The following is a 15620-nucleotide window of genomic DNA, read 5'->3' as shown; positions in this document are numbered from 1 at the left end:
TTTTAAATTACATTTCTGATTTTGCAAGCATTTTTTCTTTTCTTTCTATCATTTCATCGATTCGGGTGATGTACTGCTCTACATCTTTCACATTTTCCACCCTCTCCAACCGGTTCTCCGATGGAAAAACAACTTTCGTCGTAGTTCCCGCACCGCAGGCTGCTATGGTCTGCTTTTCCTCCATAATGAGGATGTTGTAGATACAGGCTTTTCCAGGCACTGAATATCCCACATTCTCAAAGTTACCAGCCATATTTTTCTGGCGGTAGAGGTAGTAGGGCTCCTGTCCCATGCTCCGGGCGTAGGCTGCCGTTAAATCCACCATCTCCTGAGTTCCGGTGATTTTTAAATCTCCGTATTGTTCCTTATACATATTAAGGCGGGCTGCCCGCTTAATCGCCAGAGTATGAACGGTGATGCCGTCCGGCCCCAGAGACTTAATCTCCTCCATGGTCCGTCTTACATCCTCCATGTCTTCTCCAGGCAGTCCGATAATTAAATCCATATTAATATTGTCAAAGCCCAATGACCTGGCTAATAAAAAGCGGTCCTTTACCATCTCCACAGTATGACGGCGGCCGATGATCTTCAGGGTCTCTTCTTTCATCGTCTGAGGATTTATGGAAATACGGGTTACACCATATTTCTTTAATACCTCAAGCTTCTCCTGTGTTATGCTGTCCGGTCTTCCTGCTTCTACTGTAAATTCTTTTACATTTGTGAAATCAAACGTATTCTTCAGCCTGAAGATCAGCTTTTCCAAATGCTCTGCACTGAGAGAAGTCGGTGTTCCGCCTCCTATATACACCGTGTCAAGAGTTTTTCCTGCCATTCGCCTGGCTGTAAACTCCATCTCTTTAAAAAGAGCCTCCAGGTAATCATCCATCCGCTTCTCCCACTGGCTGATTGGAAACGATGTGAAGGAACAGTAAAGACAGGTGGTGGGGCAGAAGGGAATTCCGATATAAAGGCTGTATCCGTTTTCATAGTCAATGTCTGACAGCAGATCCAACTCTTTCTTCGCAATTTCCAAACTTAAGTCCACCTTCTGATCACTGGTCAGATACGTATGTTTCATATAATCAAAAACTTCCTCTTCCCTGCTTCCGGAAAGAAGTTTTGTCATGGCTATTTTAACCGGACGTATACCGGTAAGTGTTCCCCAGGGCAGCTCCCTGCCAGTCAGTTCTCCCGCCATACCGTAAAGCATCCGCTTTATCCGGTTTTTGGTTTCAAAGCGGTCAGAATAGTCCACCTTGGTTTCGGAAGTTTTTTTTATTCCCTGCTCCTTGTCTTCCAGACTTAACCGGAAGAAATCATCTCCAGTCACACCATGGACAAGGAGCCGGAAATCTTCCTCGGTTTTCTCCTCATGAAGGAAACGTTCTCCCGGATAAAATGCCATAAGCAGTTCCCTGATATCCTGTTCAAAGGATTGATCATCTAATATTAAACCTATCATTTTTAGTCCCTATCCTCTGTATAATGCCACCGGATTATATGATTTTTCATGACCGATGGTAGTAACGCTTCCATGTCCCGGATAAACCATGGTATCACCGGGAAGAGGAAACAGCGTTCCTCTGATGGAGCTTATAATTTTCAACTGATCTCCTGTCGGAAAATCCGTACGTCCCAGAGATTCTAAAAAGAGAGTATCTCCGCTGATTAATACGTCTTCCTCTTTCATATAGTAGCAGACACTGCCTTCTGTATGACCGGGAGTTGCCAGCACATGGGCCGAAATCCCTGCGGTATCAATGATCTCCCCATCAGTCACGTAGCGATCTGCCTCTATGAGACACGGTCTTCCGGTGCTTGCGGAAAGATTCACGGACGGATCGTTTAACAGCATTTTTTCATTTTCCCCGGCACAAATTACGATCTCCGGAAACGCCTGTTTTATCTCTTTGACTGCCATAATGTGATCAAAGTGGCCATGAGTGAGTAAAATGGCTTCCGGTGTTACAGACAGCTTCCTGCACTCCTCCAGAATAAATTCCCCTTCATCGCCGGGATCCACTATCATTGCTTTTTTTAACTGTTCCCGGAAAATAATATAACAATTGGTACCAATCTGCCCCACCGGGTATGTTTTAATTCTGAAATCGCTCATATTCTTATCTCCTGTTTCAATCGTTCACATTAATCTGCCCGTTAAATAGTAAATACCGGAATATCCGTTCCATACAAAAGCTTTGCCTGATAATAATCTGCGTACTCCATCAAAAGAATATTATCTTCACATCTTGTGGTTATGAAGTAGTCAGCCGCGGCAAACAGACACCTGATATCATCTTCCATTGTGCCCATTCTTACTATTATCTCTCTGCTGTCTGCCTTCAGTTCCTCTGACACCGCTAAAGCCTGCCGGTATCCCTCTTCACCGGCAGAAGGACTGATAGATAAGTAAAGCCTGGTATCTGCCGGACCTGATGCCGCATATTCCGTTAAAATCCTTTTCCAGAGTGAAAATGGACTTAAATAATCTGCAATCAGAAGAATCGTCTTCCTGTCCGTTTTTGGAATCACCGGATTGATCTGATTCCAGTCTTCTCTCGGATCAAACTTCTCAATGAAGTCTTCAGCCGACAGCAGAAACTCCTTCTGGTTTTCTATCAGCTTCTCCTCTGTCCAGTTCCACCAGGCGATTCGGTTTAAAGCTCTTCTCTGCTCCTCCTCAAACCGATATCCAATAATTTTAGCCGGATTTCCACCTACCATTGCATAGGCAGGCACTGATTTTGTGACCACGCTCTCGGCTCCGATCACCGCTCCGTTGTGAATGGAAACACCACTCATAATCGTCGCCCCATTGCCGATCCAGACATCATTTCCAATGAGCACGGAGCCTTTTCTTCTGGTTCTGTCAGGAACCGCTGTGGTCATAAAAGAAGGGCTCCCCTGAAAAACAGATTTGTAATTATGATTTAAATTAACAAGAAATGTAATTTTATCAGCAAGAGCGCAGTACTTCCCGATCTGTACACAGTGAACCCCTTGTGCAACGTTAAAGTTTAATCCTGACTGTATTTCCGCACCCACGATATAGCTGTCTTTATCGATCTGCATAAAAGGAAACCGTTCCTCAAAGCCTGTAACAGGCATGGTAAGTCTGGTTAAACTTTTCACTGTCTGTGGAAGATATTTCACGGGATATACCACGGTCCACAACACCTTTCTGAATAAAAAGAGAAAAACTGCGTTATCCCGCAGTCCTCTCAATGTCAATTACACCTTCGATTTGTCTCAGTTTATCAACCAGTTTTCCAAGCTCTTCCACGCCATGAGTCTCAAAGGTCATGGTGATGGTAGCTTTCCCCTGTTTGTTGGTTCTGGAATTCATGGAAGTGATATCAATCTGCCTCTCAGTAAATACCTTGGAAATATCAACAAACATACCGATTCTGTTATTGGCAAAAATTTTGATTTCCGTAGAATAACGTTCTTTTGTATTGTCCCCTTCCGGCTCCTGCCACTCTGCATCGATTAAGCGGTTTCTCTCATCTTCCGGAAGATTTAAAACATTGACACAGTCTGTTCTGTGAATGGAAATACCTCTTCCTCTGGTTACAAAGCCTACAATCTCATCGCCTGGCACGGGGGAACAGCATTTGGAGAAACGAACCGCAAGATCGTGAATTCCCTTAACAACAATTCCGCTTCCGGAACGTCTTTTAATTGGAAGTCTGCTGCCCATATCCTCAATGTCGTTTAATATGGTGGTGTCTGTTACGTCTTTCTTTAATTTCTTATCCTTTTCATCCACCATCTTATTGATGACCTGGCCTTCTTTCAGACCGCCATGGCCAATGGATGCAAGCACAGAATCCCAGTCACGGAAGGCATAGCGTTTCATTACCTTCCCCTGATATTCCGGTTTGTTAATCTCTGAATAATTAATTCCTTTGGCTTTACAGTAGCGGTCCACCATCTCCTTGCCCCGGAGAATATTGTCTTCTTTCAGCTCTGTCTTAAACCACTGGTTGATTTTATTTTTTGCCTGGGTGCTTTTCACCACATTCAGCCAGTCCCGGCTTGGACCTTTGCTGTTCTGAGAGGTGATAATCTCCACCTGATCACCGTTTTCAATGACATATTCAATATTCACCAGCTTGCCGTTGACTCTGGCACCCACCATCTTGTTTCCGACTGCACTATGGATGGAGTATGCAAAATCAATGGGCGTTGAACCGCTGGGAAGATTCTTTACATCACCTGACGGAGTAAAACAGTAAACACTGTCGGAGAACAGATCCAAGTCACCCTTAACCATATTTAAGAATTCCTTGTTGTCGGACATGTCCTTCTGCCATTCTAAAATCTGGCGGAGCCAGCTTAACTTCTCCTGTTCTTTGCCTGCCGCAACCTGACCGCTTCCGCTCTCTTTATACTTCCAGTGAGCTGCAATTCCGTATTCAGCAGTCCGATGCATCTCATACGTGCGGATCTGAATCTCAAAGGGCTGGCCGTTGTTGCCGATCAGTGTTGTATGAAGGGACTGGTACATGTTGGGTTTGGGCATGGCGATATAATCCTTGAAACGCCCGGGGATAGGTTTATACAGTTCGTGAATTACACCAAGTGCAGCGTAACAGTCTTTTACGTTGTCAACAATAATCCGCACTGCGAACAGGTCATAGATCTGATCCAGTGTTTTATTCTGGTTGACCATTTTTTTATAAATGCTGAAGAAATGTTTGACACGTCCGTCCACACTGGCTTCAATACCAGCTTCCTTTAAATGTTCTTCCACCTCATCAACAATGCTTTTTACAAAGTATTCTCTGGCATCTTTTTTTAGTGATATTTTTTCTGCCAGCTCATAATAGGTGTCCGGCTCCAAGTATTTTAAAGACAGATCATCCAGTTCGATTTTAATTTTGGAAATACCAAGACGATGGGCGATGGGAGCATAGATCTCCATGGTCTCCTTTGCCTTTTCCTTCTGCTTCTCAGGTCTCATGTACTGAAGCGTCCGCATATTGTGGAGACGGTCGGACAGCTTGATGATAATGACACGAATGTCCTTCGCCATGGCTAAGAACATCTTTCTTAAATTCTCCGCCTGAATCTCCATCTTATCCATAGACCAGGAAATCTGGGTCAGCTTGGTGACTCCATCTACTAAAAGAGCTACCTCTTCCCCGAATTCTGCCTTCAGTTCATCTAAGGACATAATGGTATCCTCCACCACATCGTGGAGGATGCCTGCGGCAATGGTCTCTTTATCCATCTCTAAATCGGCCAGAATGATGGCAACACAAAGAGGATGAATAATGTAGGGTTCACCGGATTTGCGCACCTGATCCTTATGGGCATCGGCTGCGATGTGATAAGCTTTTTCTATCATGGAAATATCATCGGATGGGTGATATCTCTTTATGCTCGCAACCAGTTCTTCATAAAGGGCTTGCGGACTTGTAAAATCAGCGGGCGCCTCCAGGTCAATGTCTACTTTCTTCATTTCCTTGTGTTCTTTATCGAATTCAGTCACCTTGTTTTTCTCCATCATTGGATTATCTGCCATATGCCGTCACCTTTTTGTAACATTATTGTTTTCCCCGATTTTTAAACGTAGTTATCATACATTATACGTATTGTTGTCGAAAAAAGCAATTATTTTTTCTTTCTCTTCCTGTCCGATAAATGCAGCTTCCAGCGCATAACGGTTCATCTGTCTTAAATCAGCTTCTGTAAAGCCCATATGTTTTTGAATCAGTTCTGCTTCTTTTTCCAGAGTCGTATCCGATACCGTCATGTTATCCGTATTATAGGTTACCGGGATCCCCCAGTCATAAAAAGCTTTTAATGGGTGCTGATCAATAGAAGGAACTGCCTTTGTCTGAAGATTGCTTATCACGCACATCTCTAAGGTAATTTTTTCCTTTTTTAAGAGGTCCATACAGGATTCTGACTGAATTGCAGCACAACCATGTCCGATTCTCTTCGCTCCATAGGAAACTGCTTTTATAATGTTCTCGCAGTCTCCGCATTCTCCTGCATGTATGGTAAATGGAATATTCTTCTGCCCGGCTCTTTTGAAAAGAGGTTCAAAATGTGCCATTGGAACAAGACCCTCCGGTCCTGCGATGTCAACACCCACAACGCCCTTGCCAAGATAGGAAGAAGCCAGCTCAAAGGTCTCCTCATTCTCCTTATCGGAACCGTTCACCATAGAACAAAGCAAAAGCCCTGCTTTTAAAGCAGTTCCTTCCATTCCCCTGTTCATTCCTTTCATGACGGCCTCTAAAACACGTTCCTTTGAAAGTCCTTTTCTCATATGAAGCTGAGGTGCAAAACGGATTTCACTGTAAATAAGTCCCTGGGCAGCAAGGTTTCTGGTTAAATCCTCACTTGCCAGTGTCAGAGCTTCTTCTGTCTGCAGAAGCTGCCCTGGTAAATCAAAACATTTCAAATAATCCACAAGGCTTTCACAGTTTTCCCCCACTGATACACTATCCTTTATATCCTGTCCTTCAAAATCATATCCAATCTGCGCTGCTAAAAGTCTTACCACGTCAATCGATAAAGACCCATCCAGATGCAGATGGAGGTCAGTTTCCGGTCGCTTCATAATGATCCCTCCTTCATTCAATGGAAATATTCTATCATATAATAAGGAAAGCAACAATTATTTATTTTGACATTCCGTTTAAATGAGAATTGCATAAAATTAGCGGCACCATTTGAAGGGTGCCGCCTTTTTTCTCTATACTAATCTAATAATGTTAAAAATTAATGATGCGCCATCTCTTCATAAAATTCAAAAGCTTCTTTATCAGTAAAGCCTTCATGAACAATTTTCCTGACCGCAGCGCACATTTCAACCGGATTTTCACTCTGGAATATGTTTCTTCCCATATCAACTCCCTTTGCACCATGGCTGATGGAAAGATAAGCAAGTTCCAGTGCCTGCCTCTCCGGAAGCTTCTTTCCTCCTGCTACCACAATAGGAACCGGACAGGCTGCAACCACCTCTTCGAAGTTTTCGCAGTAATAGGTTTTAATAATATTGGCTCCCAACTCCGCGACGATTCGTGTAGCCAGCTTAAAGAACCGGTCTGTACGCTCCATCTGTTTCCCCACTGCCACAACGCCCATGGTTGGAATACTGTAGCGCATCCCTAAATTAACTGCCTTAGAAAGATTTTCAAGACTGGACAACTGTCCATCTGCGCCAATAAAAGTCTGGATTGCCAGACAGTCCGCATTCATACGGATTGCATCTTCAATATCCACCGACAGTATTTCCCTGGAAAGATCTTCGTCAAGCATGGAGGAGCCTGAAGTTGCACGCAGGGCAATTCCTTTTCTGCCCGAGACAGGAACACAGCTTCTGATCGCCCCCCTTGTGCCCATTAAGACATCTACATAGGGAAGGATTTTTGGCACAACCAGGTCAAGGCGTTCCAAACCTGCCACAGAGCCCATAAAGTACCCGTGGTCGAAGGCAAACATTACCGTATTGTGGCTGGTTTCTTCAAAGATATTAGACAGATGCTTTTTCATGCCCCAGTCTAAATTATTCGCTCCCTTTACATAAAATGGCTTCTCATTGCCAAAGGGAATTTCCGTATAATAATTGTGTTCAATTTTTACACCATCAAGATCTGCCATATGTATTATCTCCATTCATAGGAAAGCATTTAATTAAAAATCATAGTTATTCATATTATCTTTGTTAAATATGGTCCGTTCCGGGAGAAGAACAACGCCGTTGTTTACCTCTGCGGTAGCCGCTCCCTCTACCAGGCAGTTATTTGGCATTACTTCCACCGTCCCGATTTGTGGAATGTCCAGCTTGTCTCCTACCTTTAACTGGTTGCCTGCAGCTACGTATGCAGCCAGGTAGCAGCCAATGGCTCCCTGAACCTGACAATCCCACAGACCCCACTGCTCAATGACTCCTGCATTGCAGTAGTCTTTTATGGACATAGGGGAAGCAAAACCGGTAATGGTCACATCCTCTTTGGTAAGTCCTTTATTCTGAGCCGCCTTACACTGCCCTGGTAAAGCCGTAGAATCATTGCAGATAATTAAGTCGATGTCCGGATTGGCTTCCAGAATGGAAGCACCTATGGAAACAGCTTTCTCTGCATCCTGTTCAGAATAGTAATTATCCGGTGCTACATTTTCCCAGTTTGGAAACGTCTTCTTAATATAAGCCTCTCCTGCTGCCTGCCATGAGTTCTGATCCGCAACAGTTGCCTGAGAATAATGCCAGCAGTATTTAATTTTATCTGCTTTTATATCTTTTCCACGTTTCGTTAATGAATCTGCACCCATATCCACCAGCATCTTTCCAAGTATATCCGGAGTGCCCTGGGAAACCATCAGGGTGCGCGCTGTATTGGATACATCAGAATCCCAGGTAACAACACTCACTCCTGCAGCCGTAGCTTCTTTCAGCGCCGAATCAAGGCCTGTTGCATCCACGGACGAAACACAGATGGCATCCACGCCGCTGGCTACCGCATTGTTAATCACTGAAACCTGATCTGCAACAGCAGCGTTGGGACTTCCCTGGTAATCCACGTTAATTCCCCATTCTTTGCCGTATTTCTGAGCTCCCTTTGCTGCTGATTCAAAAAAAGCATTTCCCGTCAGCTTTGGAATAAAAACTACAGTCTTTCCGGTGATATCAGATGCCTTCTTTTCTGCTTTTGCTGCGGCTTCCTTATTTGCTCCACCCGCCCCGTTGCAGCCTGCCAGTGCAGATGCAGCCAGGATTCCTGCCAATAAAAGCGCCATTCCCTTTCTCATACTAAATTCCTCCTTATTATATAAAGCTTTATTTATGAGGGATTCTCCCTCTTATTACCGTTCTCACTCTTAACCCGGGGCGGTTTAGTAATGCCCGTCCAATGATAATTACCAGTAAAAGTATGCCCACGGGAATATCCAGATATTGCTGGCTTACCTTAAAGCAAAGTGGCAGGCCAAATCTTAACGTTCCGATTGCCACTGCCGCCAGTGCCGTTCCGGGAACACTCCCCTTTCCTCCTGTACTTAACGTGCCGCCCAGAACTACCGCAGTAATAATAGGCAGCGTCAGTGTAGCTCCAATATCACTTTTAGCAGTCCCCAGATAAGAAGTCAGAATGATGCCTGCCACCGACGCACTGACAGCCGAAAGAATGTAGGTACTCATAATGATCAGCCTTGTATTAATACCCGAGTATTCCGCCGCATTCTGGTTCACACCTACCAGAAACACTTCTCTTCCATACCGGGTCTTGTGCAAAAGAATGTAGGCCAGAACTGCCAGGATGAGAAATATAATCACCTGGAATGGAATGATTCCAAACAGCCTGTATTTTGACAATCGTAGAAAACCTTCCGGAAACCCTCCGATTCCTTTGTAGCTTTCTGTTGCAGAAAGTTTCGACACCAATAGCCCGATTCCTGTGTACAAAAAACTTCCGCCCAGTGTCACTACCATGGGCTGGACTCCGCAGTAGGCAATAAAAAATCCGGATATTCCTCCGCATACTCCTGCTGCAGTCATTGCCAGACAGGATGCCGCCCAGATATTAAAGCCAAAGTCCTGCCAGGCAACCCCCAGTATGATAGAAGACAATCCTACAATGGATCCTGCCTGTATATCAATTCCTCCCGTAATCATTACAAAGGTTACAAAAAGGGATATGATACAGATAGAGATAATATCATTCATGCTTCCAAACAATACTCTGGGCATCAGAAATTTACTGTTTTTCAATGCAAAAATGATTATTTCCAATAGAATAATAAGAGTCAGAACAAACTCCCACTTTTTCCATACCTGCTTCAGCTTGGGTGAAAAGGAGATTTTCATGCTTTTTCCCCTCCTTTTTGTGCTGTCCTTGCCAATAAAATTTCATGGAGGTTTTTCCTGACTGTATGATTCTGGGCTGTTGTATTAATTACTACAATGGTCAGCAGTAAAAAACCGGTGATCGTATTGTCATAATCAGAGGAAAACCCCAGGAAAACAAGAATTCTGCTGATTGATGACATTATGACTGCACCAATGGATGCGCCTAAAAGACTGCCCACTCCACCTGTCAGGCTAAGCCCTCCAAGAACGCAGGCCGCAATTGCCTTCATTTCATATCCGTTTCCGGCAGTGGGTGTAATAAAACCAATTCTGGAAGCATAAATCATGCCTGCGAAAGAGGAAAATATTCCGCACAGCACATATGCCAGTATTTTAATCTTATTAGCCGGTATTCCTACCAGCGTTGCCCCTGCAGAATTATCTCCCACAGCCACAAAATATTTTCCCTTTCGTGTTTTGGTAAGAATGATATGTCCTATTATTACAACCAAAACAGCAGCACCATAAAAGTATGTAACATTTTTGGTAAGAAAACGATTTGACATTAAGGTAAAATCAGCAGGGAGATTTTCAACCCAGGCACCCTTTGTGTATACATAAATAATCCCCCTGACGACACCATTGACGCCAAGCGTAAATATGAGAGAAGGAATATTTAATACAGCCACGCCAATTCCATTAATCACACCCACCACAGTTCCTACGAGAACCGATGCAAAAAGTGCTGCAGCAATTCCGCAACCATCCCGAAGCAGTGTTGCCCCTACAGCCGCAGAAAGCCCAAGCACTGCACCAATTGATACATCAATTTCACCAGTCAGAATAACGAATGCAATCCCTGCAGAGAGAAACGTAAATACCACACTGTCATTAAAGCAATTGATTATGGTTGCCGGCTTCCAGAAACTGGGATTTATTAAACCTACCAGAAAAATCAAACCTGCCAGAAATAAAAAACTGTTTATCTCCCGGCTTTTTAAAATTTTCCTCATATCTCCACCCGCTTTCCTTCCCCAACACCAAAAGATGCTGCCATCAGCCCGGCCTGTGTAATTTCACGCTTTTTCAGTTCCCCTCTGATGCGCCCCCGATACACCACCACAGCCCGGTCTGACAGTTCCACAATTTCTTCCATATCTGAAGAAATCAGCATTACAGCAACCCCCTGTTTTTTTAGTTTATGTATGATCCCGTATACATCTTTTCGGGCCGCTGCATCAATACCTCTTGTTGGTTCATCAAGAATTACCAGTTTCGGACCAGTTGCCAGGGATCGTCCGATCACTATTTTCTGTTGATTGCCTCCGGATAAGCTGCCGGACAGCTGGTCTAAACCGGTGATCCGGATTCGGAAGCCTTCCACATATCTTCTGGCTATTTCGTATTCCACTTTTTTATTTATGAAGATTCTTCCCATTGTTTTTCCTGTAACAAGAGAAGATGTGACATTTGCCGCCACATCGCTGATTGTGAAGAGACCATTTAAACGGCGGTCTTCCGGAACATAGTTGATTCCCGCTTTCAAAATTGCCCTGGTGGAACGTCCGGTTACATCCATTCCATCTAAAAGTGCCTGTCCGGATATGGTCTTATCTCTGCCAAACACAGTAAGCGCCATCTCCGTCCGCCCGGCACCAACCAGTCCTGCCACACCCAGGATTTCCCCCGGATAGATTTTCAGATTAATATCCCAAAATCCATATCCCGAGAAATGGATCAGTTCAAAAGCAGGTTTCAATCCGGTATAATCAATCTCATTCGTCTCCTGTTTTTTTGCCTCTTCGCAGTCTGGCGGTAAAAGCCCCTTAACCAGCATATCCCTGGTAAATTCAGAAATTTTACCTTTCAGTGTAATGACACCATCTCTCATAATCGCCACATGTGTGGCAATCTGAAACACCTCCGTCAGACGGTGGGTAATATATATGATTCCAATTCCCTTTTTCTTTAAATCTTCTACAATCTTAAAAAGGCTTTCCACTTCGTCAAATGTCAGGGCACTGGTAGGTTCATCTAAAATCAGAACTCTCGCCTGTCTCATCAGCCCTCTTAAGATCTCCACCAGCTGCTGCTCTGCTATGGATAAACTCATTGCTTTCCTGAAAATATCCAGATCCCAGTTAATCTCATCCATGATTTCCTTCAGTCTTTTCCGAAGCTTTGCCGGTTTTTCATGAAAGCCCATGATAATGTTTTCCTCAACTGTCATGTTGGGAAACAGCATAGGTTCCTGGGGTACCATATAGATTCCTTTTGACAGAGATACACCCGGCTTACAAGCATGAATCCTTTCACCGGCAACAAAGATGCTTCCTTCATCAGGCTGATAGATCCCCATAATAATTTTCATCAGTGTACTTTTCCCGGCACCATTCCCTCCAATTAGCGCCAGCACTTCTCCTTCCCCTACACTGATATCGATCCCCTTCAAAACAGAATTGAAACCAAAGGATTTTGTTATTCCGGCTGCAGTAAACAGACTATGACCCTGACTTGCTGTTTCTGATTGTCTCATGATTCTCCCCACCCGCTGATACGATATTTTTGTTTGTGTGCAAAACTTTTGTTACATTCATGATGATACATGATCTAATTTTGATTGTCAATAGCTTCACAAAAAATATGTGGTGTTTTTGCACTAATTTATTTTATAAATTCCATATTATTTAGTAATAATACTTTATTTTATAGGATTTTTATCAGGTTGATCATTTTTATTTCAGCACTATTGACAGATGATATGCCAATTGCTATACTACGTTTAGTTGCAAACATTTTATTTTATTAACAACTTTTGTGACAATCTTAAGAAACCGGAGATAAACAGAATGAATTACGAAGAATCACTTATTGTTAAGACAGCATGGTACTATTATATCGAAAATATGACCCAGCAGAAGATTTCTGATAAACTTGGCATCTCCCGCATGAAAGTAATAAAGCTGTTGGATAAGGCAAGGCAGAACGGAGTGATACAGTTTAAGATCTCTCAGGAGCGCAGCCATCACCTTCAGGCAGAACAGGAATTAATCAAAAAATGGAATTTAAAGGATGCGTTTGTGGTACCCTCCTCTCCTGATGATTGCTGTGCCAACGATACCGTTGCCAAAGCAGCTGCCATGTACATTAACGACCGGATTACAGAAAATACCTATATCAACATTGGATACGGCGACACCTTAAGCCGCGTCTTAAATCAGCTTGCAACTGTGGCAGAAGCCCCTCTCTCCGCGGTTTCATTAACTGGGGGAGTCGGCTATTATCTTCCCAATACTTTTTCCAGCGTATTTAATACAAAACTGTATTTGTATCCCGCCCCTTTAATCGTTTCAACAAAAGAACTGTGCAGCCAGCTGAGTCATGAGCCATCCATGCAGGAAATCTCCCGGATGGTGAATCTGGCTTCTATGACAGTGATCAGCATTGGAGGAATTAACGAGGACGCGACAATTATAAAGAATGGAATTTTCACCAAAAACGACTTTCTCTATCTTTCCATGCAGGGAGCAGTGGGGGATCTTTTAAGTCATTTTATTGACAGGGATGGGAATCCTGTTGAAACAGATATTGAAGAGCGGCTGTTAAGCACTCCTTTGTCCACGCTTCGTGCACTGCCCAATGTAATTGGTGTGGCAGCTGGAAGCAGCAAGGTGAAAGCAATCCGGGCATCCTTAAAAGGCGGATATTTAAATACACTGATTACCGATGAAGAAACTGCACTGAGCCTGCTTAACGAAGATCCCGGTTGATAATAAAAATCAAAATGGAGGTGTCTGCATGTCATCAAATTATCTTTTAGCAATTGACGCTGGAACAGGGAGTGTACGTGCCGTACTGTTTGACTTAAAAGGGAGTCAGATCGCCTGTGTTCAGGAGGAATGGGAACACAAACAAGATCCGGATTATCCGGGCAGCATGGATTTTGACTGGGTACAAAACTGGGAACTTGCCGCATCCTGTATCCGCAGGGTAATCAGGGAAACGAATATAAATCCCCGGGAAATCGCCGCAATATCCACCACCTGTATGAGGGAAGGGATTGTTCTTTATGACAAAGAAGGCCGTGAAATCTGGGCCTGTGCCAATGTCGATGCCAGAAGTAATGATGAAGTGGAACAATTAATCCGAAAAGACCCGGAACTGGAACGCCTTTTGTATCAGGAATCGGGACAGTCCTTTGCCCTGGATGCCATTCCAAGGCTTTTATGGGTGAAAAACAAGCTGCCGGACCGATATGAAAGAGTTGCATACCTGGGGATGTTTAATGACTGGCTCATCTACAAATTAACGGGAATTCTGGCGGTTGAGCCCAGCAACGGCTCTACTACCGGGCTGTTTCGCCTGGCCTCCCGGACATGGAATCCTGAAATTAATCAAAGATGCGGATTACGGACCGACTTGTTCCCTCCTGTAAAGGAATGCGGCACGGTGATTGGAAAAACCATGGCCGGGTTACAGCCTTCTACTGGACTTCCTGAGGGCATACCTGTGGTTGCCGGGGGCGGTGATGCCCAGCTTGGGTGTATTGGTGTGGGAGTGGTAAATCCCGGAGAAGCCGCCGTGTTTGGCGGCAGCTTTTGGCAGTATGAATACAACACCGACACTCCCATTATGGACCCGGACTGCCGTATCCGGGTTAACTGCCATGCCATTCCTTCTCTCTGGCAGTACGAAGCGCTGGCATTTAATCCGGGACTTGTGATGCGCTGGTACAGGGACAGCTTTTGCGGTGCTGAAAAAAAGCTGGCGGCAGAAACCGGCAGAAATGTTTACGATCTGTTAAATGAAGAAGCAGAAAAGATACCGGCAGGCTGTTATGGGATGATGTGTGCATTTTCAGATATTATGAATTTTATGAAATGGAAGCATGCTGCTCCATCTTTTTCCAATTTTGAACTGGATTCTGCCAAATTTAATCATTATACTTTTTACCGTTCAATTCTTGAAAACGCAGCACTGATCACAAAAGGTCATCTGGAGCTCGTACAAAGCACCACCGGTAATCTGCCAGAGGAAATAACCTTCGCGGGAGGTGCTGCCAACAGCCATTTATGGGCGCAGATTCTATCGGATGTGCTGGGGATTCCTGTTAATATTCCGAAAGTAAAGGAAGCCACAGCCTTAGGGGCTGCAATCATAGCAGGTTATGGAATTAATTTATACCCGGATATCCGGCAGACAGCCAAGAATCTTGTTGTAATTGAGGAACGCATTACACCGGATATAGAAAAACACAAACGATATGGGGAAATCTATGAAGCATGGAGAGAATTTTATAAAACGCAATTAACGCTGTGCGATCGCAGGATAACCAAAAACATGTGGGCTGCCCCAGGCCTGTGAGCAAAAAGCAGAAAATAAGGAGAGTGAATCAGTATGTATATAATAAATGAATCGGAACGGGAATATCGGTTCGGAGACAGCGGACCAAAATATCTGATGAAAGGACCACGTATGAATTTTGCAGTGGTACAGTTTCAGCCTGGCGAGGACTTTACCGCACATTATCACGATGTGATGGAGGAAAATTTCTTTATTCTGGAAGGGGAAATAAAGATTGTTGTTGATGGGGTGACTTACCATCTGAAGCAGGGGGATTTTATACATATCGAACCAACGGAAACCCATTACTGCTTCAATCCGTTTGAAGTCAGCGTAAAGATGATTTCTACCCTGGCTCCCTATCAGGAATCGGATAAAGTAGAACTGAAAGATTATACATTTTAAATAACGGTAAGATTGAAAAAGGGGCTGTGAAATAACCTCTCAATAAAACAGGACTTTCCGATGCACATTC

At 44.0% G+C, this 15620-nt stretch carries 13 protein-coding genes; 3 read left to right on the top strand and 10 right to left on the bottom strand.

All coding sequences use genetic code 11. The annotated features are described in order from the left end of the window. Nucleotides 1–7: 7 nt before the first annotated feature. The 10 genes from hemZ to ABS301_RS23200 all read right to left on the bottom strand — a co-directional run bounded on the left by hemZ (nucleotide 8) and on the right by ABS301_RS23200 (nucleotide 12338). On the bottom strand, nucleotides 8–1462 hold the full coding sequence (hemZ, locus tag ABS301_RS23245; RefSeq protein ID WP_349674453.1) for a coproporphyrinogen dehydrogenase HemZ: 1455 nt from the start codon (nucleotides 1460–1462) through the stop codon (nucleotides 8–10). Nucleotides 1463–1471: 9 nt separating this feature from the next. Continuing rightward, the gene (locus tag ABS301_RS23240) at nucleotides 1472–2116 is read right to left on the bottom strand and encodes an MBL fold metallo-hydrolase (protein ID WP_349674452.1); all 645 of its coding nucleotides are present in this window, start codon (nucleotides 2114–2116) and stop codon (nucleotides 1472–1474) included. A gap of 41 nt (nucleotides 2117–2157) precedes the next feature. Continuing rightward, on the bottom strand, nucleotides 2158–3165 hold the full coding sequence (locus ABS301_RS23235) for a CatB-related O-acetyltransferase (RefSeq protein WP_349674451.1): 1008 nt from the start codon (nucleotides 3163–3165) through the stop codon (nucleotides 2158–2160). Nucleotides 3166–3205: 40 nt separating this feature from the next. Further along, nucleotides 3206–5512: a RelA/SpoT family protein gene (locus ABS301_RS23230; protein WP_349674514.1), complete on the bottom strand. Its 2307-nt coding sequence runs from the start codon at nucleotides 5510–5512 to the stop codon at nucleotides 3206–3208. A gap of 72 nt (nucleotides 5513–5584) precedes the next feature. Then, entirely contained in the window at nucleotides 5585–6577 is a 993-nt protein-coding gene (gene add / locus ABS301_RS23225; protein WP_349674450.1) for an adenosine deaminase, read from the bottom strand. A gap of 161 nt (nucleotides 6578–6738) precedes the next feature. Then, nucleotides 6739–7620: a 3-hydroxy-5-phosphonooxypentane-2,4-dione thiolase gene (gene lsrF / locus ABS301_RS23220; protein ID WP_349674449.1), complete on the bottom strand. Its 882-nt coding sequence runs from the start codon at nucleotides 7618–7620 to the stop codon at nucleotides 6739–6741. 33 nt (nucleotides 7621–7653) lie between these two features. Beyond that, nucleotides 7654–8766 (bottom strand): substrate-binding domain-containing protein, encoded by a 1113-nt coding sequence (locus ABS301_RS23215; RefSeq protein ID WP_349674448.1) that lies wholly within the window; start codon nucleotides 8764–8766, stop codon nucleotides 7654–7656. A gap of 28 nt (nucleotides 8767–8794) precedes the next feature. After that, a complete protein-coding gene (locus ABS301_RS23210; protein WP_349674447.1) occupies nucleotides 8795–9820 on the bottom strand; it encodes an ABC transporter permease in 1026 nt (341 codons plus the stop codon). Continuing rightward, nucleotides 9817–10815, bottom strand: a complete 999-nt coding sequence (locus tag ABS301_RS23205) for an ABC transporter permease (RefSeq protein ID WP_349674446.1) — start codon at nucleotides 10813–10815, stop codon at nucleotides 9817–9819. The genes ABS301_RS23210 and ABS301_RS23205 overlap by 4 nt, the downstream gene beginning before the upstream one ends. Next, nucleotides 10812–12338 (bottom strand): sugar ABC transporter ATP-binding protein, encoded by a 1527-nt coding sequence (locus ABS301_RS23200; protein WP_349674445.1) that lies wholly within the window; start codon nucleotides 12336–12338, stop codon nucleotides 10812–10814. Before ABS301_RS23200 ends, ABS301_RS23205 begins: the two co-directional genes overlap by 4 nt. A 313-nt stretch (nucleotides 12339–12651) precedes the next feature. On the opposite strand from ABS301_RS23200, the gene ABS301_RS23195 reads away from it, so the two are divergent. Genes ABS301_RS23195 through ABS301_RS23185 form a run of 3 tightly spaced genes read left to right on the top strand, consistent with a single transcriptional unit; the run spans nucleotide 12652 to nucleotide 15550 of the window. Next, nucleotides 12652–13572, top strand: coding sequence for a sugar-binding transcriptional regulator (locus tag ABS301_RS23195; protein ID WP_349674444.1), 921 nt, complete (start codon nucleotides 12652–12654; stop codon nucleotides 13570–13572). A gap of 28 nt (nucleotides 13573–13600) precedes the next feature. Then, on the top strand, nucleotides 13601–15166 hold the full coding sequence (gene lsrK, locus ABS301_RS23190; RefSeq protein ID WP_349674443.1) for an autoinducer-2 kinase: 1566 nt from the start codon (nucleotides 13601–13603) through the stop codon (nucleotides 15164–15166). Between the two features lie 33 nt (nucleotides 15167–15199). Continuing rightward, the gene (locus ABS301_RS23185; RefSeq protein ID WP_349674442.1) at nucleotides 15200–15550 is read left to right on the top strand and encodes a cupin domain-containing protein; all 351 of its coding nucleotides are present in this window, start codon (nucleotides 15200–15202) and stop codon (nucleotides 15548–15550) included. Nucleotides 15551–15620: the final 70 nt, after the last annotated feature.

It is taken from the genome of Lacrimispora sp., from assembly GCF_031982545.1.
Lineage (GTDB): Bacteria > Bacillota > Clostridia > Lachnospirales > Lachnospiraceae > Lacrimispora.
Note: the sequence above shows the minus strand (reverse complement) of the source record. Positions and strands in the feature narration are given on the sequence as shown.

What these genes read in the sequence shown, in the direction of transcription:
- hemZ (WP_349674453.1), bottom strand. Translation starts at nt 1,462, where the DNA reads ATGATAGGTTTAATATTAGATGATCAATCCTTTGAACAGGATATCAGG.
- ABS301_RS23240 (WP_349674452.1), bottom strand. Translation starts at nt 2,116, where the DNA reads ATGAGCGATTTCAGAATTAAAACATACCCGGTGGGGCAGATTGGTACC.
- ABS301_RS23230 (WP_349674514.1), bottom strand. Translation starts at nt 5,512, where the DNA reads ATGGAGAAAAACAAGGTGACTGAATTCGATAAAGAACACAAGGAAATG.
- add (WP_349674450.1), bottom strand. Translation starts at nt 6,577, where the DNA reads ATGAAGCGACCGGAAACTGACCTCCATCTGCATCTGGATGGGTCTTTA.
- lsrF (WP_349674449.1), bottom strand. Translation starts at nt 7,620, where the DNA reads ATGGCAGATCTTGATGGTGTAAAAATTGAACACAATTATTATACGGAA.
- ABS301_RS23215 (WP_349674448.1), bottom strand. Translation starts at nt 8,766, where the DNA reads ATGAGAAAGGGAATGGCGCTTTTATTGGCAGGAATCCTGGCTGCATCT.
- ABS301_RS23210 (WP_349674447.1), bottom strand. Translation starts at nt 9,820, where the DNA reads ATGAAAATCTCCTTTTCACCCAAGCTGAAGCAGGTATGGAAAAAGTGG.
- ABS301_RS23205 (WP_349674446.1), bottom strand. Translation starts at nt 10,815, where the DNA reads ATGAGGAAAATTTTAAAAAGCCGGGAGATAAACAGTTTTTTATTTCTG.
- ABS301_RS23200 (WP_349674445.1), bottom strand. Translation starts at nt 12,338, where the DNA reads ATGAGACAATCAGAAACAGCAAGTCAGGGTCATAGTCTGTTTACTGCA.
- ABS301_RS23195 (WP_349674444.1), top strand. Translation starts at nt 12,652, where the DNA reads ATGAATTACGAAGAATCACTTATTGTTAAGACAGCATGGTACTATTAT.
- lsrK (WP_349674443.1), top strand. Translation starts at nt 13,601, where the DNA reads ATGTCATCAAATTATCTTTTAGCAATTGACGCTGGAACAGGGAGTGTA.
- ABS301_RS23185 (WP_349674442.1), top strand. Translation starts at nt 15,200, where the DNA reads ATGTATATAATAAATGAATCGGAACGGGAATATCGGTTCGGAGACAGC.